General features: G+C 73.7%; 22 protein-coding genes and 3 pseudogenes. 13 read left to right on the forward strand and 12 right to left on the reverse strand.

The window, feature by feature from the left end; genetic code table 11:
- The first annotated feature begins 63 nt into the window (after positions 1-63).
- The 5 genes from ACIP5W_RS04015 (at position 64) to ACIP5W_RS04035 (ending at position 5,787) form a co-directional block, all read left to right on the forward strand.
- Complete coding sequence (locus tag ACIP5W_RS04015; protein ID WP_401466342.1) at positions 64-1,488, forward strand: BNR repeat-containing protein; 1,425 nt, start codon at positions 64-66, stop codon at positions 1,486-1,488.
- A gap of 91 nt (positions 1,489-1,579) precedes the next feature.
- Entirely contained in the window at positions 1,580-2,611 is a 1,032-nt protein-coding gene (locus tag ACIP5W_RS04020; RefSeq protein ID WP_401466345.1) for a LacI family DNA-binding transcriptional regulator, read from the forward strand.
- A gap of 148 nt (positions 2,612-2,759) precedes the next feature.
- Positions 2,760-4,061, forward strand: coding sequence for an alpha/beta fold hydrolase (locus tag ACIP5W_RS04025; RefSeq protein ID WP_401466348.1), 1,302 nt, complete (start codon positions 2,760-2,762; stop codon positions 4,059-4,061).
- 72 nt (positions 4,062-4,133) lie between these two features.
- Entirely contained in the window at positions 4,134-4,877 is a 744-nt protein-coding gene (locus ACIP5W_RS04030) for a PIG-L deacetylase family protein (protein WP_401466351.1), read from the forward strand.
- A gap of 79 nt (positions 4,878-4,956) precedes the next feature.
- Entirely contained in the window at positions 4,957-5,787 is an 831-nt protein-coding gene (locus tag ACIP5W_RS04035; protein ID WP_401466354.1) for a pentapeptide repeat-containing protein, read from the forward strand.
- Here ACIP5W_RS04035 and ACIP5W_RS04040 read toward each other — a convergent pair.
- Positions 5,749-6,096: pseudogene (locus ACIP5W_RS04040) on the reverse strand (cytochrome P450); the annotation flags it as partial. The gene ACIP5W_RS04035 and the pseudogene ACIP5W_RS04040 sit on opposite strands and share 39 nt — an antisense overlap.
- On the opposite strand from ACIP5W_RS04040, the pseudogene ACIP5W_RS04045 reads away from it, so the two are divergent.
- Both ACIP5W_RS04045 and ACIP5W_RS04050 read left to right on the forward strand, forming a co-directional pair.
- A pseudogene (locus tag ACIP5W_RS04045) lies at positions 6,079-6,426 on the forward strand (TetR/AcrR family transcriptional regulator); the annotation flags it as partial. The pseudogenes ACIP5W_RS04040 and ACIP5W_RS04045 overlap by 18 nt on opposite strands.
- Before the next feature lie 87 nt (positions 6,427-6,513).
- Positions 6,514-7,239 carry a DUF2470 domain-containing protein gene (locus ACIP5W_RS04050; RefSeq protein ID WP_401466357.1) on the forward strand — a complete coding sequence of 242 codons (726 nt, stop codon included), beginning with the start codon at positions 6,514-6,516 and terminating at the stop codon, positions 7,237-7,239.
- Here ACIP5W_RS04050 and ACIP5W_RS04055 read toward each other — a convergent pair.
- The 3 genes from ACIP5W_RS04055 to ACIP5W_RS04065 form a co-directional block, all read right to left on the reverse strand.
- The gene (locus ACIP5W_RS04055) at positions 7,207-8,436 is read right to left on the reverse strand and encodes a lactonase family protein (protein ID WP_401466360.1); all 1,230 of its coding nucleotides are present in this window, start codon (positions 8,434-8,436) and stop codon (positions 7,207-7,209) included. The two genes, ACIP5W_RS04050 and ACIP5W_RS04055, sit on opposite strands and share 33 nt — an antisense overlap.
- A gap of 126 nt (positions 8,437-8,562) precedes the next feature.
- Entirely contained in the window at positions 8,563-9,828 is a 1,266-nt protein-coding gene (locus ACIP5W_RS04060; protein WP_401466363.1) for an aromatic acid exporter family protein, read from the reverse strand.
- 141 nt (positions 9,829-9,969) lie between these two features.
- Positions 9,970-10,464, reverse strand: coding sequence for an FBP domain-containing protein (locus tag ACIP5W_RS04065; RefSeq protein ID WP_401466366.1), 495 nt, complete (start codon positions 10,462-10,464; stop codon positions 9,970-9,972).
- A 387-nt stretch (positions 10,465-10,851) separates the two neighbouring features.
- Here ACIP5W_RS04065 and ACIP5W_RS04070 point away from each other — a divergent pair.
- Positions 10,852-12,138: pseudogene (locus ACIP5W_RS04070) on the forward strand (ROK family protein); the annotation flags it as partial.
- 1,000 nt (positions 12,139-13,138) lie between these two features.
- Here ACIP5W_RS04070 and ACIP5W_RS04075 read toward each other — a convergent pair.
- From ACIP5W_RS04075 to ACIP5W_RS04085, 3 genes are all read right to left on the reverse strand, one after another.
- Positions 13,139-14,167 (reverse strand): NAD-dependent epimerase/dehydratase family protein, encoded by a 1,029-nt coding sequence (locus tag ACIP5W_RS04075; protein WP_401466369.1) that lies wholly within the window; start codon positions 14,165-14,167, stop codon positions 13,139-13,141.
- Between the two features lie 320 nt (positions 14,168-14,487).
- On the reverse strand, positions 14,488-14,943 hold the full coding sequence (locus ACIP5W_RS04080; RefSeq protein WP_401466372.1) for a hypothetical protein: 456 nt from the start codon (positions 14,941-14,943) through the stop codon (positions 14,488-14,490).
- A gap of 117 nt (positions 14,944-15,060) precedes the next feature.
- On the reverse strand, positions 15,061-15,717 hold the full coding sequence (locus ACIP5W_RS04085; protein ID WP_401466375.1) for an HAD family hydrolase: 657 nt from the start codon (positions 15,715-15,717) through the stop codon (positions 15,061-15,063).
- A gap of 350 nt (positions 15,718-16,067) precedes the next feature.
- On the opposite strand from ACIP5W_RS04085, the gene ACIP5W_RS04090 reads away from it, so the two are divergent.
- Both ACIP5W_RS04090 and ACIP5W_RS04095 read left to right on the forward strand, forming a co-directional pair.
- Positions 16,068-16,310 (forward strand): hypothetical protein, encoded by a 243-nt coding sequence (locus ACIP5W_RS04090; protein WP_401466378.1) that lies wholly within the window; start codon positions 16,068-16,070, stop codon positions 16,308-16,310.
- 134 nt (positions 16,311-16,444) lie between these two features.
- Positions 16,445-17,275 (forward strand): Tn3 family transposase, encoded by an 831-nt coding sequence (locus ACIP5W_RS04095; protein WP_401466381.1) that lies wholly within the window; start codon positions 16,445-16,447, stop codon positions 17,273-17,275.
- Here ACIP5W_RS04095 and ACIP5W_RS04100 read toward each other — a convergent pair.
- Positions 17,244-17,936, reverse strand: coding sequence for an SDR family oxidoreductase (locus ACIP5W_RS04100; protein WP_401466384.1), 693 nt, complete (start codon positions 17,934-17,936; stop codon positions 17,244-17,246). The two genes, ACIP5W_RS04095 and ACIP5W_RS04100, sit on opposite strands and share 32 nt — an antisense overlap.
- Positions 17,933-18,832, reverse strand: a complete 900-nt coding sequence (locus tag ACIP5W_RS04105) for an NAD(P)H-binding protein (protein WP_401466387.1) — start codon at positions 18,830-18,832, stop codon at positions 17,933-17,935. The genes ACIP5W_RS04100 and ACIP5W_RS04105 overlap by 4 nt, the downstream gene beginning before the upstream one ends.
- Before the next feature lie 68 nt (positions 18,833-18,900).
- Between ACIP5W_RS04105 and ACIP5W_RS04110 the strand changes: the two genes are divergently transcribed.
- The gene (locus tag ACIP5W_RS04110; RefSeq protein ID WP_401466390.1) at positions 18,901-19,710 is read left to right on the forward strand and encodes a LysR family transcriptional regulator; all 810 of its coding nucleotides are present in this window, start codon (positions 18,901-18,903) and stop codon (positions 19,708-19,710) included.
- 114 nt (positions 19,711-19,824) lie between these two features.
- Here the strand turns inward: ACIP5W_RS04110 and ACIP5W_RS04115 are convergent, their stop codons facing one another.
- Positions 19,825-20,484, reverse strand: coding sequence for a VanZ family protein (locus ACIP5W_RS04115; RefSeq protein WP_401466393.1), 660 nt, complete (start codon positions 20,482-20,484; stop codon positions 19,825-19,827).
- Positions 20,485-20,750: 266 nt separating this feature from the next.
- On the reverse strand, positions 20,751-21,413 hold the full coding sequence (locus tag ACIP5W_RS04120) for a DUF4230 domain-containing protein (RefSeq protein ID WP_401466396.1): 663 nt from the start codon (positions 21,411-21,413) through the stop codon (positions 20,751-20,753).
- A gap of 202 nt (positions 21,414-21,615) precedes the next feature.
- Here ACIP5W_RS04120 and ACIP5W_RS04125 point away from each other — a divergent pair, with 202 nt between their 5' ends.
- Complete coding sequence (locus ACIP5W_RS04125; RefSeq protein WP_401466399.1) at positions 21,616-22,569, forward strand: ribose-phosphate diphosphokinase; 954 nt, start codon at positions 21,616-21,618, stop codon at positions 22,567-22,569.
- A gap of 13 nt (positions 22,570-22,582) precedes the next feature.
- Here ACIP5W_RS04125 and ACIP5W_RS04130 read toward each other — a convergent pair whose 3' ends face one another.
- The gene (locus ACIP5W_RS04130; RefSeq protein ID WP_401466401.1) at positions 22,583-22,963 is read right to left on the reverse strand and encodes an anti-sigma factor antagonist; all 381 of its coding nucleotides are present in this window, start codon (positions 22,961-22,963) and stop codon (positions 22,583-22,585) included.
- A gap of 530 nt (positions 22,964-23,493) precedes the next feature.
- Between ACIP5W_RS04130 and ACIP5W_RS04135 the strand changes: the two genes are divergently transcribed.
- Positions 23,494-24,342, forward strand: a complete 849-nt coding sequence (locus ACIP5W_RS04135; protein ID WP_401466404.1) for a hypothetical protein — start codon at positions 23,494-23,496, stop codon at positions 24,340-24,342.

Genomic DNA, 24,342 nt, shown 5'->3' on the forward strand with positions numbered 1-24,342 from the left:
CCCCCTCCCCGCGTTCCCCTCGTACGAGACGACGGAAGTCCCCGAGATGAACGGAGTCCTGAGATGAGACGACGCACGCTGCTCGGCGCGGCCCTGGCCGGTGCCGTGACGACGCCCGCCCTCGCGGCCGGCACCGCACGGGCCGCCGACCCCGGCCCCTCGGTGACGAGGACCGGCACCACCACGCTCGACAGCCAGGCGCTCTTCTTCGTCTCCTACGACGGCCTGGTCAACAACAACTCGTTCCAGAAGAACGGCCTGCTGACCTACAAGGGCCACCAGTACGCCGTCTGGTACACCGCCGACCGCAACGCCGTCGTCGGCCGCCGCGCCTTGGGCGGCAGCACCTGGTCCACCGTGAAGGTCGGCCACACGCTCCGCTACGACGACTCCCACAACGTCATCTCCATGGGCGTCTCCAGGGCCGACGGCCGGCTCCACCTGAACATGGACTCGCACAGCGACGGCTTCACCTACGTCAAGTCGGTCGCCGGCCTCATGGACGACCCCTCGGGACTGACCTGGACCGCGAGCCGCTTCGGCGCACCGCAGTCCACGCTCGACGGACTCGCCCTCACCTCCCAGTTCACCTACCCGCAGTTCGTCTCCACGCCCGAGGGCAGGCTCCAGCTCAGCCACCGGGTCGCCGTCTCCGGCAACGGCCGCAACGCCCTCGCCGAGTACGACGGCACCCGGTGGACCGCCCTCGGTGAGTGGTCCGCCGCCACCGGCACCTACACCAGCGAGCACGGCTCCAGCACGGCCCGCAACATGTACCTGCACGGCATCGACTACGACCGGGGCGGACGGCTGCACGCCTTCTTCACCTGGCGCGAGCAGAACGGCGCCGTGATGTGCAGCGGCGGCGGCATCACCAACCACGACACCGGCTACGTGTACTCCGACGACCGCGGCCGCACCTGGCGCAACGACGCCGGCACCGTGGTCGGCACCACGGGCGGCTCCGACAAGGTCGCCGTCACCGACGCCGGACTCGTCGTCGACCCGCTGAACCCCGACCACTCCCTGATGAACCAGGAGAGCCAGACCACCGACTCGGCCGGCCGCCCGCACGCGATCATCAGCTATGTCCCCGGCCGCTTCGGCCAGTGCACCACGAACTACGTCGCCGACCGCACCGCCAACGGCCGCGCCTTCCACCTCCGCAAGAACGCCTCGGGCACCTGGCAGAAGACCGAGATCCCGATCCCGCTCAACTCCAGCCAGCGCACCGGACTGATCCTCGACAGATACGACAACGCCTACGCGATCCTCCCCTTCGGCCGGATCGCCGGCGCCTCGAAGGCCTCCGGACACACCGACTGGAAGCTGCTGTTCGACGGCGCCGGACTCAACGCCTTCGGCGAGGTCGTCGTCGACGAGACCCGGATCGCGCAGGACGGCGTCCTGTCCGTCATGTACCAGGAGAAGTCGAGCGGGACGACCCCCTCGGCGCTCCACGTCGTCGACTTCCGGCTCCCCGCCTGACCGGTCCGGTGCGCGGTGGGATGGCGGTAATGTGAAGGCCCCGCCGTCCCCCCCGCCCCCTCGTCCCTGACTCTCTGGAGGTTTCTGCCTGATGGCCCAGTCGGTGGGAATCAAGGATGTCGCCCGCGCCGCCGGCGTCTCGGTCGGCACGGTGTCCAACGTCATCAACCGCCCGGACACCGTGGCCACGGAGACCCGCGCCCGCGTGCTCTCCGCGATCGACCGGCTCGGCTACGTCCGCAGCGAGTCCGCCCGCCAACTGCGCGCGGGCCGCAGCCGCATCATGGGGCTGCTCGTCCTCGACATGGGCAACCCCTTCTTCGTGGACGTCGCCCGCGGCGCCGAACGGGCCGCCCGGCAGGCGGGCCTCGGCGTGATGGTCTGCAACAGCGCCGAGAGCGCCGGCGAGGAGGCCGAGTACCTGTCCCTCTTCGCCGAGCAGCGCGTGCGGGGCGTCCTGCTCACCCCGGCCGACGCCACCGGCCGCAACATCGCCGCGTTCCGCCGGCACGGCATCCCGTTCGTGCTGGTCGACCGGGTCTCCGAGGGCACCACCGAGTGCTCGGTCTCCGTCGACGACGTGGCCGGCGGCGCGCTCGCCGTGCGCCACCTGGTCGACGCCGGACACCGCTCCGTCGCCTACGTCAGCGGCCCGCCCGGCCTCACCCAGATCCGCGACCGCCGCACCGGCGCCCTGAGCGCCCTCGCCGAGGCGGGCCTGGGCCCCGAGTGCCTGCGCGAGCTGCCCACCGAGCGGCTCGACGTGGCCGCGGGCCGGGACGCGGGCGCCCGCCTCCTCGGCCTGGCCGACCGCCCGACCGCCGTGTTCTGCGCCAACGACCTGCTCGCCCTCGGCGTCCTGCAGGCCATGTACGCGGCCGGCGTCAACGTCCCCGACGACCTCGCGATCGTCGGCTACGACGACATCGAGTTCGCCGCCGCCGCGGCCGTACCCCTGACGTCCGTCCGCCAGCCGGCCGTCACCATGGGCGCCCTGGCCGCCGACATGCTCCTGGAGGAGACCGAGGAGGGGCCCGGCGGCGGGGCACGGCCGCACGAGCACCGGCGGGTCGTGCTCCAGCCGGAGCTGGTGGTGCGCCGGTCCAGCCTGTCGTCGCGCTGACCGGCCGTTCAGCAGTGACGATTCGCCTTTTGGCGGCGGCCTGACCCGTCGTTCAGTGGCGGCCCGTGGTCCCCCGGCCTCCGCCGACGCCGGGACGTGTGCTGAACTGGGACGCGGCCCGCACCTCGATCGTCACGGGAGCCTCACGTTGTCCGACAGCTACCGTCAGCCCGGCGTCGTCCTCACCGACCGCCGCTTCACCGTGCCCCTCGACCACGCCGACCCCGCCGGGGAGACGATCGAGCTGTACGCCCGCGAGGTCGTCGCGAGCGACAAGGCGCGGCAGGACCTCCCCTGGCTGGTCTACCTCCAGGGCGGACCCGGCTTCGGCGCCCACCGGTTCGTCGGCCGGCAGGCCTGGCTCGACCGCGCCCTCAAGGAGTTCCGCGTCCTCCTCCTCGACCAGCGCGGCACCGGCCGCTCCACGCCCGCCAACCGGCAGACGCTCCCGCTGCGCGGCGGCCCCGCCGAGCAGGCCGCGTACCTGACCCGCTTCCGCGCCGACTCCATCGTCCGCGACTGCGAGCTGGTGCGCCGCGAGGTCACCGGCGGCGCCCCCTGGACCGTCCTCGGCCAGAGCTTCGGCGGCTTCTGCACGGTCACCTACCTCTCCCTCGCCCCCGAAGGTCTCGCCGCGGCCCTGATCACCGGCGGGCTGCCCGCCCTGGACGCCCACGCCGACGACGTCTACCGGGCCGCCTACCCGCGCATGGAACGCAAGACGGCCGCGCACTACGCCCGCTACCCGCAGGACGTCGCCCGCGCCCGCCGGATCGCCGAGCACCTGCTCGCGCACGAGGTGACCCTCCCGAACGGCTACCGCCTGGGCGTCGAGGCCTTCCAGAGTCTCGGCATCCTCCTCGGCGGCAGCGAGGGCAGCCACCGGCTGCACTTCCTCCTCGAGGACGCCTTCGTGCCCACACCGGGCGGCCCCGCCCTGTCCGACGCCTTCCAGGAGGAGGTCCAAGGGCTCCTGTCGTACGCCTCGCACCCCCTCTACGCCCTCGTCCACGAGTCGATCTACGGCCAGGACGAGCGGCCCACGGCCTGGTCGGCCGAGCGGGTGCGCGCCGAGTTCCCGCAGTTCGACGCGGCGAAGGCCCTGGCGGGTGACGGGCCCCTGCCGCTGACCGGCGAGACCGTCCACCCCTGGACGTTCGACCGTGACCCGGCGCTGCGCCCGCTGCGCGAGACCGCCGAACTCCTCGCCGCCCGCACCGACTGGACCCCCCTGTACGACCCGGCCCGCCTCGCCGCCAACGAGGTCCCGGTCGCCGCGGCGGTCTACCACGACGACCTCTACGTCGACACCGCGCACTCGCTGCGGACCGCCCGCGCCGTCCGCGGTCTGCGCACCTGGGTCACCGACGAGTTCGAGCACGACGGCGTCCGCGCGGGCGGCCCCCGCGTCCTGGACCGGCTGCTGGCCCTGACCCGCGACGAGATCTGACCCGCGACGAGATCCGACCCGCCCGGCAAAGCCGCGTGTGCCGGGCGGCCGGCCCCGGTTAGGGTGCGGACCATGACCGAGCCGACGACCCCTCAGCTCACCCCCATGCCCGAGGACTGGCGGCGCGCGCTGGCCGTCGTCGCGCACCCGGACGACCTGGAGTACGGCTGTTCGGCGGCGATCGCCGCCTGGACGGACGCGGGCCGCGAGGTCGCCTACGTGCTGGCGACCCGCGGCGAGGCCGGCATCGACACCATCCCGCCCGCCCGGTGCGCCCCGCTGCGCGAACGCGAGCAGCGGGCGAGCGCGGCCGTCGTCGGCGTCTCCACGGTGGAGTTCCTCGACCACCGGGACGGGGTGATCGAGTACGGCCCCGCCCTGCGCAGGGACATCGCCGCCGCCGTCCGCCGGCACCGCCCCGAACTGCTGATCACCCTGAACCACCGCGACACCTGGGGCGGGGTGGCCTGGAACACCCCCGACCACGTCGCCGTGGGCCGCGCCGTCCTCGACGCGGCCGCGGACGCGGGCAACCGCTGGATCTTCCCCGAACTGGCCGAGCGTGGCCTCGAACCGTGGAACGGCGTCCGCTGGGTCGCCGTCGCCGGGTCCGCGACCCCCACGCACGCCGTGGACGCGACGACGGGACTGGAGCGGGCCGTCGCCTCGCTGCTCGAACACCGTTCCTACATCGAGGCGTTGACCGACGAGGAGCCCGAGACCTACGCACGGGACTTCCTGACCGAGGTGGCCCGGTCGGTGGGGGAACGCTTCGGCGGCACACCGGCGGTGGCCTTCGAACTCCTCGGCCGGTAGGGCGCACCGGCGCGACAGGGCCGTAGCACCGGGAGGGCAGGCCGGCGCACCGGGAGGGCAGGTCAGTAGGGTGGACGGAATGCGAGACCAGACGGTGGACCGGGAAGACCTGCGCGGCGACTGCGCAAACTGCTTCGGACTGTGCTGCGTGGCCCTGCCCTTCGCCCGCTCCGCGGACTTCGCGATCGACAAGGACGCCGGCACGCCCTGCCCCAACCTGGGCGAGGACCACCGCTGCGGCATCCACGCCCGGCTGCGGCAGCAGGGTTTCAACGGCTGCACGGTCTACGACTGCTTCGGCGCCGGCCAGAAGGTCTCGCAGGTCACCTTCGGCGGCCGGGACTGGCGTACGGGGCCCCGCGGGCACGTCCGCCGCATGACCGAGGTCTTCCCCGTGGTCCGGCACCTGCACGAGCTGCTCCGGTACCTCACCGAGGCCCTCGCCCTCCCCGCGGCCGCCCCGCTCCGCCCCGAGCTGCGCCGGGCCCTGGAACGCACGGAGGAACTGACCCTGGGCACCCCGGAGGAACTCGCCGCGCTGGACGTGCCCGCCCACCGCGAGACCGTCAGCGCCCTGCTGCTGCGCACCAGCGAACTGGCCCGCGCGGGCCGGCCCGGCCGCCGGAGGGAACACCGGGGAGCCGACCTGATGGGTGCCCGGCTCAGGGGCGCCGACCTGCGCGGCGCCAACCTGCGCGGTGCCCTGCTCGTCGCCGCCGACCTGCGCGGTGCCGACCTGCGCGGTGCCGACCTCATCGGTGCCGACCTGCGCGACGCCGACCTCGCCGACGCCGACCTGACCGGCGCGATCTTCCTGACCCAGCCGCAGCTCACCGCGGCCCGGGGGAGCGCCGGGACCAGGCTGCCGGGATCAGTCGACCGGCCCGCGCACTGGACGGCGGGGCGCTGAGGCGGGCTCCCGCGCGCCGGTTCCCCGCACGCCCGTCGCCGTGGCCGCCGGCGTGCGCCGCTCCGGCCGCAGCCGCAGTCCCTCCGGCATCAGGGTCGGCCGTTCGGTCACCCGCAGCCGGTGGCCGGGGTCGGGGACCAGCTCGCAGCGGCGCAGCAGCAGACCGGGCACCAGCGTGGCCTCGTTCAGCGCGAACTGCCGTCCGACGCAGGCCCGTGCCCCGGTGCCGAACGGCTTGAAGGTGTGCGGGGCACGCGCGCGTATCGCTGCCGCCTCGAAGCGGTCCGGGCCGAACTCCTCGGCGCCGGCCCGGACGCGTACCTGGAGTACGTCCGCGCCCACGCGCACGGCTACCGCGCCTTCCACCGGGCGGACGCGGCCGGCGACCGGGCCGTGCGCCGCGTCTACCGGCGGGCGCCGGCCGCCCGGGAGCGGCAGATCCTCGCGGCCCTCGCCGCCGACCCCGAGTTCGGCCCGCTGTTCGGCGAGCGCGCCGACGTGTGCCTCGCGGTGCGCGGCCGGCTGGCGTTCACCACGGCGGTGTGCCTGGAGCGGCTGCGCGGGTCCGAGGACGCGCTGTCCCGGGAGCAGGTCCGCGAGTTGTGCGCGCGGGCGCTGCTCGGCGTCATCACCCGCTGACGGGTGCCGTACGGGGCCACGGGTCCCGGTTGGCGTACACCCCGATCTCCGATAGGTTAGGCAAGGCTTACCTAAGAAGGTCCTGGGATGGGTGACAGCGGCAACTGGACGGCCGTACCCGGCGTGGCGGAACGGGCCCGGTCCGTGCTCGCCGCGGCATGGTCCTGCGCGGTGACCGCGCAGGGCGGCCGCGAGGAGTTCGTCGGCGCGCACACCGCCGCCGACGACGGACGGGTGTTGCTCCGCGTGCCGGAGGACAGCGCGCTGCTGACGGCGGCGATCTGCGCGCCGCGCGGGGAGCCGTCCGCCGTGCTGGAGTTCGCGGACGTCGCACCCGTCCCCGTCCGCGACCGGGTCCGCGCCCGGCTCTGGCTGGCCGGCTGGTTCGTCCCCGAGGACGGCCGGCTCGCCTTCCGCGCCACCCGCGTCGTGCTGAAGGAGTCCTCCGGCGCGGTCGTCGTCGCCCTCGACGAATTCGCCGCCGCCGCGCCCGACCCGCTGGCGGCGGCCGAGGCCCGGCTGCTCACCCACCTCGCCGACGCCCACCCCGACGCCGTGGAACGCCTCACCCGGCTCGTCCGCAAGGAGAACCTGCACGGAGCCGTCCGGGTCCAGCCGCTCGCCGTCGACCGCCACGGACTCACGCTGCGCATCGAACGCGCCCGCGCCCACGGCGACGTACGCCTGCCCTTCCACGCGCCGGCCGACGACGTCGGGCAGCTCACCGAACGCATCCACGTCCTCCTCGCGCAGGCGGGCACCGCGTCCTGCCCCCGCGCCCTACAGCGGCAGCGCACAGACCGCGACGGGTGACGCGAACGGCTCGCCCGCGCGCCGCAGGCCGCCGTCGCGGCCGTCCACGTGGAACACGGCGACCGTGCCCGAGCGCTGGTTCGCGGCGAACAGCAGGCCGCCGTCGGGGGAGAGGGCGAGCTGCCGGGGGAACTCCCCGCCGGACGGCACCGTGCCGAGCAGCCGCAGCCGCGCCCCGTCCGCCCCGACGGCGTAGCGCGCGATCGTGTCGTCACCGCGGTTGGCGAGGAAGGCGTACCTGCCGTCCGGTGTGACGGCGAACTGCGCCGGGTGGTTGGTGCCCGCCCGCGCGCCCGTGGACTGCGCCCCGCCGATCGTCAGACGGCCGGACGACGGGTCGTACGAGCAGACCGCGACCGTGTCGTCGACCTCGTCGGCCAGGTACGCGTACCGGCCGCCGGGGTGGAAGGTGAGGTGGCGCGGACCGGCGCCCGGCCGGGTGCGGGCCCTGGCGACCTCGGTCAGCGTGCCCGCCCTCTCGTCCAGCCGGTAGGTGTGGACCGTGTCGGTGCCCAGATCCACGGCGAGGACGTGCCCGCCGTCCGGGGCGGTGACGATCTGGTGCGCGTGCGGGCCCTGCTGACCCGGTCCGGGTACCGGACGGCCGGGGGTGACCAGGTCGGTGCGCTCGCCGAGCGCCCCCGAGGCGTCGATCGGGTGCACGGCGACCGTGCCCGAGCCGTAGTCGGCGCTCAGCAGCCAGCGCCCGCCCGGATGCACCGACAGATGACAGGTGTGGGCCCCGCCCGTCGCGCGGCTCCCCAGCACCTCACGGTCCGCCGTGCGTACGGCGGTCACGGCCCCGCGCTCGCGTTCCTGGACGGCGTACAGCGTCCGGCCGTCCGGGTGGATCGCGAGGTACGACGGATCCGGGACGCCGGTGATCGTGCCGGAGCCGGTGACGCGGCCGGACGCGGGGTCGTACGCGGCGACGCCGATGCCGCTGCCGCCGCCCTCCACGGAGGTGTAGGTGCCGAGGTAGAGCGGCCTGGGACCGGGTGGAGCCGTCGGGGCCCGGGACGGGACGGACGGCTGAGCCGGGGTGCCGCTCGCCGGCCCGCCTCCCGGAGCCACGGCCGGCGGCGGGGCGCCGTCCCCGCAGCCGGCCAGGGCCGGGGCGGCGACGGCCCCGGCGAGGGCCCCCGCGAAACGGCGCCTGCTCCAGCCCGCGCGTGCCGGTTCCGTCCCACTGCCCATGTGCCGCACCTCGGGTCGTCGTCCACCGCCGTCGTGACCGCCACCCTGGCCCGCGAGGACAGTCGAACGCAAAGCCGGACGCCAAGACCGCACGCCAAGCCCGGACGCCAAGCCCGGACGGCGTCATCACCTGGAACGACGGGAGTCCCCCCGCCGGTTCCACCGCAGCCGGTCGGGAACACGCAGCCGCCGGTGGATGCGCCCGCGCAGCCGGGACAGCCAGGGCAGCCGCCGGTCCTGCTCCCGCGTGGCGCGGTCCAGCTCCTCCAGGAGGCGGTGCGAGCGGTGTTCGGTGTCGAGTTCGTCGATCATGCGGTTGACCTCGGTCAGCACCGCACCGTGCAACTGCCACTGCCGGGCGTCGTGCTGGAGCTGCTCCAGCAGCAGCTGGGCGAGCTTGTCGCGGGTGGCCGCGGCCTGCCGCAACTGCGAGGTGAGGCGCTCCTCGGCGGACTCCGCGTTCTCGCTGACGTGCGTGGTGACCAGTACCGCGAAGCTGACCACCGCGTCCGCGATCTCCGACAGCAGCCGTTCCAGGGTGGTGCCGGTCTCCGCCGGGAACAGCGTCCGGGCCTCGCGCTCCTTCGTGAGGTCCGTGAGCGTGCGGGCGAGCACCCTCAGGACGACCGTGCAGATCTCCAGCGTGTCCAGGCCGGTGCGCAGCACCACCCGGTGCAGCACGCCCTCCCGGACCCGGGGATTGAGCCGCAGACTGTCCTCCGCCTGCCGCAGGGCGGCGTCCACCTCGATGATGTCGTGGTCCAGGCGGCGTGCCTCGTGCAACCGGGCGGCGGCCTGCTCGGCGGGCATGCGGCCGGTGGCCTCCTCGCCGATCCGCAGCATCAGCTGCCGCACCCGGCGGGCCAGGTCCTCGATGGACTCGCCCGCCTCCTCCACCCACACCGGGGGCGGCAGCAGCAGGTTGATGCTGAGCCCGACCACCGCCCCGATCAGGGTCTCCAGCACCCGCGCCCAGGCCGTGTCCCCGACCGTGGTCACGCCCAGCACCAGCATGGCGCTGATCGCCACCTCGGGCACGTACTCGTCGACCCGCACCAGATGGCCGACGGCCAGCGCGGCCACGATCAGCAGCCCGAGGCTCCACCAGGTCAGCCCCACGAGCAGGCTGAACGCGATGGCGACGAGTACGCCCGCCACCACCGCGTTGACGCGCCGCACACCGTTGGTGAGCGTGGCGTACAGGGTGACCTGGACGACCAGCAGCGCGGTCAGCGGCGCGGTGAGGGGGGCGGCCTCGGGGCTCAGGTGCAGCGCGATGACGTAGGCGATCGTCGCGGCTGCGGAGGATCGCAGGGCCTGGACGACCGCGGGTTCCCGGCGGCGCCGCACGAACCGCACGAGCGGTGCGGCACGCTCACGTACATCAAGCATCCCTTGGCCAGTTCCCGTTCCTCACCTGCCTCGAACGTCTCTTCCGTCACCCACCTCGAACGGAGGCGTGCGACGGAGTCGGCGGGCCGGAGGCCGGACAGGAGGCCGGGCCGTATGCCGGACAGGGGACCGGTCCGGAGGTCAGTCGAACAATTTGTCGAGGAAGGCGGCCAGGTTGCCGGTCGTCCGCGCGATCTGCTCCTCCAGGGTGAGGCTCTCCTCGAACCGGCCCCCCGACTCCGGGACCTTCTTCCCGCGCACGTAGAGCGAACAGGCCAGGTCGGTGCACATGTAGAGGCCCACGGAGTTGCCCTCGCGCCCCGCCGCGCCCGCCTTGCGGGCCGTCATCAGCGACACCCCGCCGCCGGGGTGGGTGGTCAGGCACAGCGAGCACATGCTGCGGTGCAGGAAGCCGCGCTGCGAGGCCGGGAACCGCAGGGTCACACCCGTCGGACGCCCGTCCCGTTCGGTCACCAGGTAGCTGCGGTCGGGAGCACCGGGATCGCGCCATCCCAGGAAGTCCAGATCGGCCCAGGGCCGCGAGTCGAGGTCCCGCGGCACCGCCAGCCGCTTGGCCTCCCCCTTGGAACAGTTCACAAAGGAATTGCGGATGTCGTGCTCGGTGAGTGTCCTCATCGGGAGTCTCCTGAATTGTGCGGCCCGCGGCCCGCGGCCCGCGGTGACCGGCGGGCCGGGTTGCCGTTTCCTTGGGGCTCTAGGTTATGTCCTAAGCATAAAGGCATTACCCGAAGGGTAGCCAGTGTTTTTCCATAAGGACACTTCGCCATGGGCGCGGGCAGCCGTGCGCCATGCCGCGGCCCGCACCGCTGCCACCGGCACGCCCGCCGCGCAGGCGCGCGAAGCGCCGCGGACGCTCGCCCCCGCGCCGCTCGCGGCCCTCGAGGAGGCCGAGAAGGCTGCCGTCTCTTAGCTCACACCGTGAACTAAGGGTCGGACGAATGTCGCGCAGACCCCACCCGCACAGGTATGTTGCAGGTCGGGCAGGGTTCTAAGGGGGCCGACATGGCGGGGCGCAGCGGGCGTACGGTACGCGATCTCAGGCGGGCCAACCGCACGGCCGTCCTGCAACGGCTCTACTTCGACGGCCCCCTCAGCCGCTTCGAGCTGGGCCCGGCCACCGGCCTCAGCTCCGGCTCCGTCAGCAATGTCGTCGCCGACCTGGTCGCCGACGGGCTCGTGGAGGAGGCCGGCAGCGTCGACTCCGACGGCGGCCGGCCCCGCACCCTGCTGCGCGTGGCGCCCGCCAGCGGCCACATGATCGGCGTGGACGTCGGCGAGACCCGCGTGCGCGTCGAGCTGTTCGACCTCACCCTCACCGAACTCGCGCGCGCGGAACGGCCGCTGGAACAGCGGCGGTACGAGGTCGAGGGCATCGTCGGCCACATCCGCGACGGCTTCGCCGAGGTGCTCGCCGCCGCGGACCTCGCCCCCGAGCGGCTGCTCGGCGTCGGCATCGGTGTTCCCGGCATCGTCGAACGCGGCCCCGAGCACGGCGCCGTCGTGCACGGTCAGACGATCGGCTGGGACGCCGTCCCGCTGGAGGAACTGCTGCGGGCGGGCTCCCCGCTCCCCGAGAGCGTCCCGTACTTCATCGACAACGGCGCCAGGACCCTCGGCCAGGCCGAGATGTGGTTCGGCGGCGGCCGCGGGGCCCACAACGCCTGCGTCGTCCTGTTCGGCTCGGGCGTCGGCGCCTGCCTGGTCACCCCCGACGTGGAGAACGGCCGGGCCGTCGAGTGGGGGCACCTGACCGTGCGGGTGCGCGGCCGCCGCTGCCGCTGCGGGGCGCTCGGCTGCCTGGAGGCGTACGCGGGCGCCGAGGCGCTCCTCGACCGCTGGCGCGAGGAGGGCGGCCGGCCCCCTCGCGGCGCCGACGAGGAGACCGCGCTCACCGCGATGCTCGCCGCCGCCTACCCGGCCGACGGCACCGAACCCGACCCGGTCGCGCTCGCCGTGCTGGAGGAGACCGCCGAGTACCTGGGCGCCGGGCTCTCCGACCTGATCAACCTCTTCCAGCCCGAGCGCATCCTCATCGGCGGCTGGGCCGGCCTCCAGCTCGGCACCCGCTTCCTGCCCGCCGTACGCCGCCACGCCACGGCGTACGCGCTGCGCCACCCGGCGGAGAAGGTCACCGTCGAACTGGGCCGGCTCGGGCCCGACGCGGTGACCGTGGGCGCCGCGATCCTGCCGCTCGCCGACTTCTTCTCCCGCGGCGGCCGGCGCCCCGAGCCCCTGCCGAGCGGTCCGGCGCCCGCCTGGCGCACCGCGCTGGAGGAACGCGCCCCGCACCGAGGTTTCGCCGGTCAGCGAGGTTTCGCCGGTCAGCCGGGAGGTACTCGCGTTCCGCTCCGTACGACACGATCCCGGAGGGAGGACGTCGTGGCCGATCACCGCCTCGAAGGACCCGGAGAGAACGGCACCCCCGTCCCGCGCGACCTGCCCGACCAGCAGGCCGACGGAGGCGAGGACCGCTGGGACATCGCCCCCGTCCGGTCGGACGAGAACCCCGGGAAGAGCGACGACCCCCACGATGCCGACCCCGATGCCGACGTCCCCGACACGGACGAGGCGGGCACCGGCCGTCGGGGCGCACCCCGCCCGGCCACCGTCGACCCCGACCACCCCACCCCCGACGAGCCGTCCGGCTGAGACCGGCGCCCCCGCACGAACCCGACGACCTGCCGTCCGGCGCCTTGCGACGATCGTCCGCACGGCCGACCGGACGGCTTTCGTCGCGGTGCCGCAGGACGGCGCACCGGGCACGCACGAGCCGAACGGGGCACGCCCCGGCGCGGCGGGCTCGGCCTCGACCTGCCGGCCGGTCCCGGCACGGCCCTGCCCGCCGTCCGGTCGCGCCCGCCCGCGGCGCCGTGACGACCCCCGTGAAGCGGCGGGCCTTCTCCGAACACGCAGGCCCGACTCGACGGCGGCCCGGCCCCTCGCCTGCCGGGCCGCCCCGGGAGCCGGCCGAGGAGGGCCGGTCGGCGCGCTTCTGCAGGCCGGGGAGACGGCCGCCCGGTGTCCCGGGTGGGCGGCCCGGCCTCCGGGCGGACCGTGGGGACGAGGACGAGCACTCCCGTGCGGCCCCCGGCTCCGTCGTGCCGCCGGAGGCGCACGTGGGCCGGGCGTCGGCCGCACCCATGGAGCGGGCCCCGGCACGGGGTGCAGCGGCCGGACGACGGCTCCCGGCCGGCCGGACGCAGGCGGCCGTACCTGGGGGCAGAGGGACGCGGTGGTGGGCCGTGTCCGGTCCGGGCGCGCCGACCCCCGAGCCGGTCCGGGCCGGCGGTCAGCCCACCTTGCGCCCTCGCAGCGGTTCCGTCGGCGCGCCCGCGCCGGCGCGGACTCCGTGCAGGAACTCCGCCAGGACCTCCGTCGCCGTACGCTGCGGGCGCCAGCCCAGTTCGACGCGCGCGCGGGTGCAGTCCATCAGCGGCAGCCGCAGGACCGCGTCGAACAGGTGCGGGGAGGCGGGCAGCAGCCGCAGGCCCCACGCGGCGGCGATCGCCGCGCGTGCCGCCGGCCGGGGCAGCCGCACGAGGCGGGCGCCGAACATCTCGGCGAGCAGCGCCGCGTCCAGGGGCGGGTCGGCCGCGAGGTTGAAGGGTCCGCCCACGTCCGTGCGCACGGCGAGCCGGTACGCCTCCGCGGCGTCCTCGGTGTGCAGGGCCTGCATCCGCAGCCCCGGCACGTCCGGCAGGAAGGGCAGCAGCTCGGGACGGAGGACCGGCCCCGGCAGGAACCGGCCGCCGAAGATGCGGCGCTGCTCGCTCGCGGACTCCCGCTTGAACAGGAACGCCGGCCGCATCCGGGCCACCCGGATGCCCGGATGATCGCGTTCGAAGGTGTCCAGAACCCGCTCCAGATACGCCTTCTCCCGGCAGTACGCGGCGTCCGGCCAGCCGTGCGTGGGCCACGACTCGCCCACCGCGCGCTCCTTCGGCCCCGGCGAGTACGCGCCCACCGACGAGGCGTGCACCAGCACCGGCACGTCCGCCGCCGCCACCGCCCGGAACACCCGCAGGCTGCCCAGCACATTGGTCCGCCACGTCACCGCGGGATCGTGCGTCGGCCGGAACGCCCACGCCAGATGCACCACCGCGTCCGCGCCCTCGAACACCTCGGCGAGACCGGCCTCCTCGGCACCCAGGTCGACCGTCGACCACTGCGTGCCGGGCGGCCTCCGGTCCGGCAGCCGCCGGGCCAGCCCCACCACCGACTCCACCTCGGGATCCTCCGCCAGCAGCCGCACCACACTCGTGCCGACGTTGCCGGTCGCCCCGGTGACCACGACCCTCTTGCCCGACCCGCTGCTCACCTTCGACTCCTCTCGCCGCCGTCGGCTGAGCGCGACGAGTACCCCCGTTCCGTGCGGGGCACGCGAACGACCGGAGCAGATGGGCGCCGCCACTCCACCTCGCCGCGGCCGGCCGGTACGGGGTCGATACCTGGGGAGAGGGGGCGGGCAGCGAAGAGCCCCGGCCGTGACGGGGGAATCACGGCCGGGGCGGTCCGGGTGTGGGCACGGACGGCGGTCGCCTCTCGGCGAAAGACTCCACAGGGCTTCAGCCGAACGATCTTCCCTGTGGGTGAAAGGTGAGGCCCGGGGACACTGTTCCGTCCGCACCCACGGTCTGTTCAACGGCGAACCGCCCGCGGGTGTTCCCGGCCCCGCCGCCCCCTGCGGTGACGTGGGTCACCGGCTCCGGTCCGCCTCCCGGGGGCCGGGAGGACCTCGGCCCAGAGGTTCTCCGCCTGGAGCAGCAACGCCCCCAGGACCGCCGTGTGCGCCGCGCCCCGCGCGGCGTGGTCGCGCAGGCTGTCCTGCAGACGGAGCCGCGGCTCGTCCGGCTCGTCCGGCTCCGCCGTCCTCTCCGCGCTGTCCGCCCCGGCGGTTCCGGCCCGCTCCGCTGCGGCCCGGCAGGCGTTGCCGAGCAGCTCCAGCAGCCGGGCGTACGTCCGCAGCGCCGCCGTCCCGGGCGGGGCGGAGGCGCGTTCGCCGTCGGCCGCCACCGCCAGCGTGCGGGTGAGGGCCACGACATGGTCGGTGACCCGGCCCCAGCGGGCGTCCTCGGTCTCCGGCGGCACGTCCATGGGGAGCCGGTGCAGCGCGCGCAACGGCCCTGCCGACGCCGGCCGCCTCCCGTCGTACCGCCTCCGTCAGGCGCCGCCCCCGGGGCGCCTCCTCCGCCTCTGTTCCACCGCGGACGCTCATGCCAGCGGGCTGTCCTCCAGGGCCGCCAGCAGGTGGGCCGGATCGTCGTAGACCGCCTCGGCGCCCGCCTCCTCCAGGTCGGAGTGCGGAATGCCGCCGGACAGCACGCCGACGCAGCGGACCCCGGCCCGGCGGCCCGCCCGCATGTCCCACACGGTGTCGCCGACGAAGACGGCCCGCCCGGCGGGGACCCCGGCCAGCTCCAGGGCGTGCTCGACGGGCTCGGGCGCGGGCTTGCCCTCCTCGACGTCGTCCGCGCTCGCCGTGGCGGTGATCGCCTCGTCGGCGTCGAGGGCCCGCCGCAGCGCCGCCAGCTCCGTACCGCTCGCCGAGGTGGCGAGCACCACCTTCCACCCGTCCTCGTGCAGCCGCCGCAGCAGCGACCCGGCGTCCCGCAGCGCGGGCAGCCGGTCGAAGTACTGGCCGTACAGGGCCTTGTGGGCGGCGCTCAGCCCGGCGTCCCGGTCCCCGTCCCGGTCCTCGCCCAGCACATGGGCGATCAGGTCGGTGGACCCGAGCCCGATCGCCCGGTGCACGGTGTGCATGGGCACCCGGTGGCCCGCCTGGCGGAAGGCCTCCCACCAGGTCACGACGTGCAGGTGGTTGGTGTCGACGAGGGTGCCGTCGACGTCGAAGACGGCGGCGCGTTCCATCCGGGGTTCCTTTCGTCGTACGGGGCATCACCCGCGCGGGGCGGTTCCGCCCGCTTGCGCGGCCCGCACCGGGTACCACGTCAGCCGCCCGCCACGCCCGCCACGCCCGCCGTCTGCCGGGCCCCGTACCGGCCCGCGCGTCTTCGAGCTGTTCGACGAGGGCTGTTCGACGAGGGCCGCACCGTCGTTCTCGCGCTCACCCGAACGGGTGAACGCGGTGCCTTCGGGCGGCCCGCCGTCCAGGGTGCCGTCGAGGCGGCGGTGCTGGACCTGCCCGACGGCGAGGGCTGCGGAGACGGCGGAAGAATCAGGTGATTCATACCGGCCGGTTGCGATTTACGCTCTATGACATGACCGAAAGCGCGAGCCCTTACATCTCCCAACCGCGGATCACGGTGCTCGGGGTACAGCCGTGCGAGTCACCGTTCCGCATCGTGGAAATCGACGGAGAGGTGGTCGGCAAGGCCAGGGACGTCACCGACGTCCTCGAGACAGCCGCCGCGTACGGCATCACCGTCCACGACCTCGACGACCCGGACGTGGTGCGCTGGGTGGGTGGTGACCGGTACACCTGGAAACCCCGACACCGTTGAGGGAGGGCGGAGGAGATACGCGTAATAGCCGCCACTTCGTAGCAGAGCGCGACACTCGAATACGGTGAGTGTGCACACGCTCCGTGATCTGCCCCTGGCTCCGTTGGTCGCGGTTCCGGGCCCATGCGGAGCGGATGGAGAGGGTGGACGGCCTGGGAGATGCCGTCTTCTGGGTGGGGAAGACACCGCCGGCGAAGGTGGCCGCGCCGGCAGAGCAGGCGAGAGTGCTGTCGGCGGGCGAGATGAAGGAGATCGCCGAGCCCCGCCGCACCGCGATGACCGTGTGCCTGCTCGCGCAGGTGCAGGCGGCGGTGCGGGACGAGACCGTGGTGATGCTCTCCAAGCGCATGTCCCGGCACCTCGAGCGGGCCCAGGAAGGGCTGCTGGAGATCGAGAAGCGGCAGAAGGAGACCACCGAGCAGCTCTTGGCCGCCTTCCGGGACGTGCTGACCGCCCTGCGCGGCATCGACCTGCTGCCGCGGATCCGGAACTTCCAGGACCTCACCTTCCACCGCCCCGATTCCCGGATGCGCCACCGGCGGATCGACGCGCTGTTCTCCGCCGATCCGGGTACCTGCATCGACTGGCAGCTCATCGAGAGCGGCTGGAAAGACCTCATGCAGGTCGGCCTGTCGGTAGGGGAAGGCGCCGTGTCCTCCGTCACCCTCCTGCGGCGCATGAACAACCACTCCCGCAAGAACCGGATCTACAGGGTCTTCCGTGAGGTCGGCCGTGCCGTCCGGACGATCGTTCTGCTCCGCCACCTGTCGGACCCACAGCTGCGGGAGCACGGAGGCCGACTGCGTCATGCCGCCAGAACGGCTCCGCGTGGACCAGCGTCCCTGTCATCCATGGCGCATGCTCCGGAGCCTGATGGTCTGGAAGGCACCGTCCGGGATGCGCAGGGATGGCTTTCGAGCTTTACCGGCGCCCCTACCAGGGCACTGGCTGGTCCTGGTGGTTGAGGAATTTCAGGCCCGGTTCGCCGCTGTCGCGGTCGATCGTGTCCACCCGCCTGGGACGGACCGGTCGATGGTCAGCGGTGCGTCCGGACCGCCGAGTTCGGTGCGGACATGGCCGGGGCGGATGAGCAGCAGTGTGTGCGCGGCGTCGGCGTACCGGGCGGCGTAGCTGCGCATCAGCTGGTTCAGGGGCGGCCTTGCCGGCGCGGTAGACGTCCTGACCGCCGTTGGTGTTCAAGCTGACGCTGCCCTGGCGCGAGGAGATGATGCCGCTGGTCCCGCCCGGTGCGACCAGCGAGCGGAAGGACTCGGCCATGTGCATCGGGCTGAGCGCGTTCGTGACCATGACCTCGACGAACATCTCCGCGGGGACGTCGCCGATCGGAATGCTGCCCCTCGTGACGGCGGCGTCGACGAACAGCAGGTCGAGGGTGCGCTCCGCCAGGCGCTCGCGCAGCGCGGCGACCTGCTCCGGCTTCGTCATGTCCAGCGACTCGACAGTGGCTCGACCCCCGGACGCCTCCTCGGCCAGGTCGTGGAGGCCGGTGCGCCGATCCCCCCGGACAGTCCCGATGACGTCCCGGCCGCGGTGCGCGTACTCGGTGGCGAGGCCGAGTCCGAGGGTGCGGGATGTCCCGACGATGAGAGCGGTCTTGGCGTTCATGCCCGGACCACCGGCTTGAGGACCTCCTCACACCACTCGCGGAAGGTCGTCGGGCTCGCGGTCCGAGGGGTGCGCCGCACGCCGTCGTCGAGGCCGTCGTCCTTGGAGCGCATCATGTCGACGTAGCCCTGCACGAGCGCGTCCCCGATGCCGCGTCCGGCGAGTGCGGCGCGGAAGTCGTCGAGCGACTGCCGCTCGTAGCGGACCGGGCGGCCGAGTACGTCGGACATGATGCGCGCCATGTCGTTCGCCGAAAGGTCCTCGGGGCCCAGCACCGGGACCTCGCCCGTGCCCGTCCACGACCTGTCGAGCAGCAGGCCGGCGGCGGCCTGGGCGATGTCTTGGGTGGCGACCATCGGTGCTTTGCGGTCGGCGGCGACGGTGTCGGTGAACACGCCGTCGTCGTGGATCGAAGCCACCTGCCGCAGAAGATTATCCATGAAAGTCGGGTTTGCGAGCGCCCGGTAGGCCACGCCCGTACTCGCGATGAGGTCGTCCATGGCCAGCGACGCCGTCACCTGCCCGGCGCGGCCGGCGACGGGAGTGCCGCGGCCGAGCGCCGAGACGCCGACGACGTGTCCGACTCCATGGGTCGTGAACGCCTTCGCGGCTGCGCGAGTGAACCCGGAGTACACGGCGTCCAGGCTCGGTGGCTGCGGGGCGGCCGGCGGGACCAGCCAGAAGACGGCGTCCGCGCCGGCGAAGGCCCGGTCGACGACCTCGGCATCGCCGTGCGAGCCGGTGACGACGTCGACGCGGGCGCGGACCGCGTCGGGGAGATTCCCGGGGTCGCGCACGATGACGCGCAGCTCTTCATCGCGAGCGGGGGCCTCGTTGAGCAGGATGTCCAGGAGCCGGCTGCCGATCTGGCCGGTGGGAGCAGTGATGACGATCATGTTTCGAGTCTCGGCGCGTGCCACCTGCGACGTCCAATACCCTTCCCGGCGATTGATACCTTGAAGGCATGGATCTCGACCTGCGCAAGCTCCGCTACTTCGTCGCGGTGGCCGAGCACCGACACTTCGGCCGGGCGGCGGAACAGCTGTACATCACCCAGCCGGTTCTCAGCCGTCAGGTCAGGGCCTTCGAGCAGGAGCTGGAGTGCACTCTGCTCGTGCGGACCACCCGCAGCGTGGAGTTGACCCCCGCCGGGAAGCAGCTCTACGAGGAGGCGCAGGGCATCCTCGCGGCCGTCGCGGCGGCGGTGCGACGCGTGCACGACGTCGACCACGGCGTCCAACGGCTCGTTGTGGCTTTCTCCCCCGGGCTGCATGTGTCGGACGCGATCCGGGCGTTCACACTGCGCCACCCGCATGTCGAGACCGACGTCGTCCCGGCGCGCTGGTGGGAGCAGGACGCGCCGCTCCGGGACGGCCGGGCCCAGGTGGGTTACCTGCGGCGGCCGTTCGACGACTCGGGGCTGCACATCACCCCCATCGGCCACGAACCCAGGGTCGCCTGCATGCCCGCGGCGCACTCGCTGGCGTGCCGTGGCGAGCTCACCTCCGCGGACCTCGCCGACGAGCGGATGCTCGACACACCGACGCGGCGAACGTCCTCACTCGAAGAGAAATTCGAGCTCATCGCCTCCGGGCACGGCATCGCGCTCATCCCGCTGAGCGTCGCGCGCTCCTACTCCCGCCCCGACCTCGCCCACCTCCCCGTCACGGACGTCCCAGGGGTCGAGACGTGCCTGGCCGTCCTCGCGGACCGGCGCGAGAAGCTGCTGCGCGACTTCCAGGAGATCGCTACCGCGACGCTGCGGCACACCTGAGCGATCAGCGGCCAGGCCACGGACGGCAGCGTGCCGGCACAGCGCCGCTGGCGCACACACCGGCACGGCCACAGCGCCACAGCTGGAGACGCAGGTTCACCGCCCCGCGCGTCATCACACCCGCGTCGTCACCCGGCGCTCCCGCGCGTGCACGGCCCGGCTCATCCGCCGGCCCACCAGCAGATATCCGATGAGCGCGCCCGTCGTGTTGAGGATGACGTCGTCGACGTCGAAGGCGCGCCCGGTGACCAGCGCGCCCTGGGCGAACTCCACCAGCAGCATCACGCTCGCGGTCAGCAGCAGGACCCGTACCAGTCCGCGCGCCCGGGGCGCGACGACCGGCACCAGCACGCCGAACGGCACGCCGAGCAGCAGGTTCCCGCCGATCTGCTTCACCGCGTCGCGCAGCTCCGGCTGGTCCAGGTACGCCCTCAGCGACTGGCCGGGCCGCAGATTCGAGTGCACGAGCGCCTCGGAGGCGGGGGACGGCTCCAGGGTGAGCCGGGCCAGCACGACGGCGAATCCCACCATGAACACGAAGGCGATCAGCATCGCCAGCAGCCGCAGGGGGAGCGGCAACGGGCGGCGCCCGCCCTGCTCGGCGCTGCCGGACTTCGCCCGCCCGGCGGACTTCGCCTTCTTGCCGCGCTCGGCCGGCCCGGTCGCCGCGGCCGGTTCGGGCTTCGCCGGCGGTTCGGGCTTCGCGGTGCGCAGACGAAACGCGGTGCGTGCGCGCAACGCGGCGGCACGCGGACGTAGGGCTGCACGGTCCATGCGGTCCTCCAGTCTTCAACTTCCCTGCGTGGTGGGGCGGTTACCCCCGAATGCGCGGAGGATGCGAGGGCCCGCGGCCGGGATCCCCGCCCCCGCCGCTTCCGCTCGCGCGCTCCGCGCCGCGCTCGCCCTGCCTGGTCCTCGCGGTGCCGGCTCCCCTCCGGGACCGTCGTCCTTCCTGGTGCCCGCGGCGCCGGCTGCCCCCGTGACCGCCCGCCGCGGGCCGGCCAGGTCAGGTCGTCCCGCGGGCCGGGCGGCGGATCGGGTCACGTGCCGTAGGTCACGCGCACCTCCTTGAAGCCGAGGGAGCGCAGCAGGCCCTGGAGCATGGCGGTGGTGTTGGTCTCGGCGCGCGCGGTCAGTTCGCTGTCCTTCGCCGCGTCGCCGATGTGCCGGACCGCGAGCTTCTGCACGGCCTGCTCACCGTTGGGATTGTCCGAGAAGAGGTCGCCGAGCCGGTCCAGGAGGCCGCGCTGCTTGGAGACGGCGTAGGAGCGGTCGGGGTCGAGGGCGGGTGTGCCGAGCCGTGCGTGCGGCAGCCGGAGGGTGGCCGACGTACGGTCGCCGTCGACCGTCACGTCCTTGTCGCCCACCTTGCCGAGGTCGACGTAGGCGTCCACGGTGCCCGCCCCGACGTACAGGGTCCTGGTGCCGCGGAGCGCGTCGGGGAGGTACTTGGCGTCCTTCTCCAGGTCGACGACGACCTGGAAGTTGCCGGAGGCGGCCTCGTAGCGGCTCATGTCCTGGATGGACCTGAGCAGCGCGGGCCCCGAACGGTCGTGGGTCTCGGTGCCGAAGACGTCGCGCAGTCCCGGCAGCAGGCTGAACCGGATCCCTGCGAACATCACGACGAGCACGACCGCGACGGCGGTGAGCACCTTGGCCCAACCGGGCATGCGCCTGGGGAGGCGCTTGATGGAAGTCGTCATGTCGGCGCTCCCTCCTTCCTGCTCACCTGATGCCCGTCAAACGCCTTGACAGGCACGCCTGTTGAGGAGCTGTGACACGGGCGCCCGGGACGGTTCCGGGCGAGGGGGGCGGCCCGGACGGCGTACCGGTGAGGGTGACGGGGAGGGTGACATCGGCCAGCATGGGAGATCCCGCCGGACCCGGTTCATCCGAGGAGCCCCAGTGCGTGACATCTCCGTGTTCAGCGGCAGTGCCCATCCCGACCTGGCCGCCGAGGTCTGCGCCCACCTCGGCGTGCCCCTCAGCCCGTCGCGGCTCAGCAGGTTCGCCAACGACTGCCTGGAGGTCCAGCTCCGGGCGAACTGCCGGGAACGCGACGTCTTCCTCGTGCAGCCCCTGGTCCGGCCCGTGCAGGAGCACCTGGTGGAACTGCTGCTGATGTGCGACGCGGCCCGCGGGGCGTCCGCGGGCCGGATCACCGTCGTCATGCCGCACTACTCCTACGCCCGCTCCGACAAGAAGGACGCGCCCCGCATCTCCCTGGGCGGACGGCTGGTCGCCGACCTGATGGCGGCGGCGGGAGTGCACCGCGTCCTCACCATGACGCTGCACTCGCCCCAGGTGCACGGCTTCTTCTCGGTCCCCGTCGACCACCTGCACGCCCACCGGGAACTCGCCGCCCACTTCCGCCGCTACGACCTCACCCGGACCACCGTCGTCTCGCCCGACCTCGGCAACGCCAAGGAGGCCGCCGCCTTCGCCCGGATGCTCGGCGCGCAGGTGGCGGCCGGGGCCAAGCAGCGGTACGCCGACGACCGGGTCAGCATCAACACGGTGATCGGCGAGGTCGCCGGGCGGGACGTGATCGTGCTGGACGACGAGATCGCCAAGGGCAGCACCGTCCTCGAACTCCTGGACCGGCTCAGGGAGTCGGGGCCCCGGTCGATCCGGGTGGCCTGCACGCACGGACTCTTCGCGGGAGGTGCCCTCAAACGGCTCAGCGAGCAGCCGGACGTGCTGGAGATCGTGTGCACCAACACCGTGCCCGTGGCGGCGGAGGAACACACGGACAAGCTGCGCGTGCTGTCCATCGCCCCGGCCCTCGCCGAGGCCGTACGGCGCATTCACAACGGTGAGTCGGTCAGCGCCCTCTTCGACGCGGACCGTACCGAATAGACCCCGGGCGGGGTCATAACGAGCCGGACGTGGCCCCCGGCCGCTCCAGGGCCGCCTCCAGGCTGGCCGCGGGCGGCAGCAGCCGGGACAGGCCGGTGGCCCGCAGGACGCGCAGCGTCAGCGCGTGGGTGCAGACCAGGTGCAGGTCACCGCCGTGGTCGCGGACCCGGGCTCGGGCGCGGTAGAGCAGGCGCAGCCCCGAGCAGTCGAAGAACTCGATCCCGCTCAGGTCGAGCACGACGCGCGGTGCGGGGCCGGCCGTCGCGCTGTCCAGGCGGGAGCCGATCTCCGCCGCGGCAACGATGTCGATCTCGCCACGGAACTCCAGCACCGTGTACCCCCGGTCCTCGCGGACGCGCAGATGCGGGGTGTCCGCGGAGGGTTCCTGCTGCACGACGACATCGCCTCCCACACAGCTCCACCGGTCGGGAGCCTCCAACGGCGGGGGTGCGCAAGGCAGTTCCCCACCCAGCAAGTTACCCCCGAACGAGTGAATTCCAGCATGTTCGGTTGACATATGTCTTCGAAATAACGGCGTGTCTCGACCGAGTTTTTTCGTGTCGTGAACGAAGTGGTGAAGGATACCCCTACGGCGGGCGTACGGCGGCCTGCGAAAGGGTCTGCCGCGGGTACGGGACATCACCGGGGCGGCACCGTCGTCCCTGGGGCGGGACCGTCGAGCCGGTGCCCGCCGCCGGGGAGTGACGCTCCGCCGGGCGTCGGGCGTCGGGCGACGGGCGGGGCCGGTTTGCCGACGGCCCGGCCGGTGCCGCCGGGCCGGTGCCGACCTCCGCCGGCACCTGCGCGCCGCGACCGGTGTCCCGCCCCGGGCGTACCGGAGGACGTTCCGGGCGGCCCGCTGAACGTTCTGGGCCCCCGCCGCGTCGCAGAAGCGTGAGGACGGCCGAAGGGACGGGAGCGGGAATGCGCGGAGGACTTGTGGCGGTGACGGCGCTGGCGGCCGTGGCCGTGGGATGCGGCGCCGGGGGTGAGGACCTGGTCGTCGAGGGGACCGCGCCGGCCACCCCGTACAGCGGCCCGCTCGACCTCCCCACCAGGGAAGAGGACGGGAGCACCGCGCAGGCCCTGCTCGCCGTCACCGGCGCCGCGGGCCGGGCCCTGGAGTGCGAGGGCGAGATCTTCGAGGGCAACGGACCCGACGGCTGGAGCGGCGGAGACGGAGGCGACACCCCGCAGGACGGCCTGCGGCTCCACTTCGCGCTCCTCGACCCCGAAGTGCCCCGCTCCGGCTACCGCGTGGAACGCCGCGAGGACGAACGGGTGCTGTACTCCTTCGACGTCGGCGGCCGGACCAAGGTGGCCGTCGTCGTCGCCCACGACCAGAAGGGCCGGCCCGGCTGGGGCCCCGAGACAAGCGCCTCCTGCGACCCGGCCGAACTCCCCGCCGACTTCGCCGGGTCGGGGCGGTACGAGTTCTGGACGGACGCCCGGGGCGAGCGGCAGCCCGTCGCCCGCATCCACAGCTCCACCGGCCCGGAGCACTGCGGTTGGCAGTCCGCGCGCTTCCTGACCCTCGGCCGCGGCGAGACGGCCACGACCTACGTCCGCGACCCCGGCGGCACCCTCGGAGCCGACCTGCTGACCGCCCCGTACGACCCCGACGCGCCGCTTCCCGCCGACGCGCGCGACACCGGGTACCGGTACGGGGAAGGGCAGTTGTGGCTGACGGACGACCACAGGACGGCGTACGTCCGCACCCCCGGCGGCGTCGAGGCCTGGCCCGCGGCGACGGACGTGCCGGCCTGCATGTGA

The sequence above is a fragment of the Streptomyces sp. NPDC088766 genome, from assembly GCF_044750845.1.
In the GTDB taxonomy this organism is placed as follows: Bacteria; Actinomycetota; Actinomycetes; order Streptomycetales; family Streptomycetaceae; genus Streptomyces.

Coding starts and splice junctions, on each gene's coding strand:
- ACIP5W_RS04050 (WP_401466357.1), top strand. CDS start 6,514: ATGGGTGACAGCGGCAACTGGACGGCCGTACCCGGCGTGGCGGAACGG.
- ACIP5W_RS04100 (WP_401466384.1), bottom strand. CDS start 17,936: ATGAACGCCAAGACCGCTCTCATCGTCGGGACATCCCGCACCCTCGGA.
- ACIP5W_RS04115 (WP_401466393.1), bottom strand. CDS start 20,484: ATGGACCGTGCAGCCCTACGTCCGCGTGCCGCCGCGTTGCGCGCACGC.
- ACIP5W_RS04065 (WP_401466366.1), bottom strand. CDS start 10,464: ATGAGGACACTCACCGAGCACGACATCCGCAATTCCTTTGTGAACTGT.
- ACIP5W_RS04035 (WP_401466354.1), top strand. CDS start 4,957: ATGCGAGACCAGACGGTGGACCGGGAAGACCTGCGCGGCGACTGCGCA.
- ACIP5W_RS04135 (WP_401466404.1), top strand. CDS start 23,494: ATGCGCGGAGGACTTGTGGCGGTGACGGCGCTGGCGGCCGTGGCCGTG.
- ACIP5W_RS04015 (WP_401466342.1), top strand. CDS start 64: ATGAGACGACGCACGCTGCTCGGCGCGGCCCTGGCCGGTGCCGTGACG.
- ACIP5W_RS04095 (WP_401466381.1), top strand. CDS start 16,445: ATGGAGAGGGTGGACGGCCTGGGAGATGCCGTCTTCTGGGTGGGGAAG.
- ACIP5W_RS04085 (WP_401466375.1), bottom strand. CDS start 15,717: ATGGAACGCGCCGCCGTCTTCGACGTCGACGGCACCCTCGTCGACACC.
- ACIP5W_RS04120 (WP_401466396.1), bottom strand. CDS start 21,413: ATGACGACTTCCATCAAGCGCCTCCCCAGGCGCATGCCCGGTTGGGCC.
- ACIP5W_RS04105 (WP_401466387.1), bottom strand. CDS start 18,832: ATGATCGTCATCACTGCTCCCACCGGCCAGATCGGCAGCCGGCTCCTG.
- ACIP5W_RS04055 (WP_401466360.1), bottom strand. CDS start 8,436: ATGGGCAGTGGGACGGAACCGGCACGCGCGGGCTGGAGCAGGCGCCGT.
- ACIP5W_RS04110 (WP_401466390.1), top strand. CDS start 18,901: ATGGATCTCGACCTGCGCAAGCTCCGCTACTTCGTCGCGGTGGCCGAG.
- ACIP5W_RS04090 (WP_401466378.1), top strand. CDS start 16,068: ATGACCGAAAGCGCGAGCCCTTACATCTCCCAACCGCGGATCACGGTG.
- ACIP5W_RS04030 (WP_401466351.1), top strand. CDS start 4,134: ATGACCGAGCCGACGACCCCTCAGCTCACCCCCATGCCCGAGGACTGG.
- ACIP5W_RS04020 (WP_401466345.1), top strand. CDS start 1,580: ATGGCCCAGTCGGTGGGAATCAAGGATGTCGCCCGCGCCGCCGGCGTC.
- ACIP5W_RS04060 (WP_401466363.1), bottom strand. CDS start 9,828: ATGCTTGATGTACGTGAGCGTGCCGCACCGCTCGTGCGGTTCGTGCGG.
- ACIP5W_RS04080 (WP_401466372.1), bottom strand. CDS start 14,943: ATGGACGTGCCGCCGGAGACCGAGGACGCCCGCTGGGGCCGGGTCACC.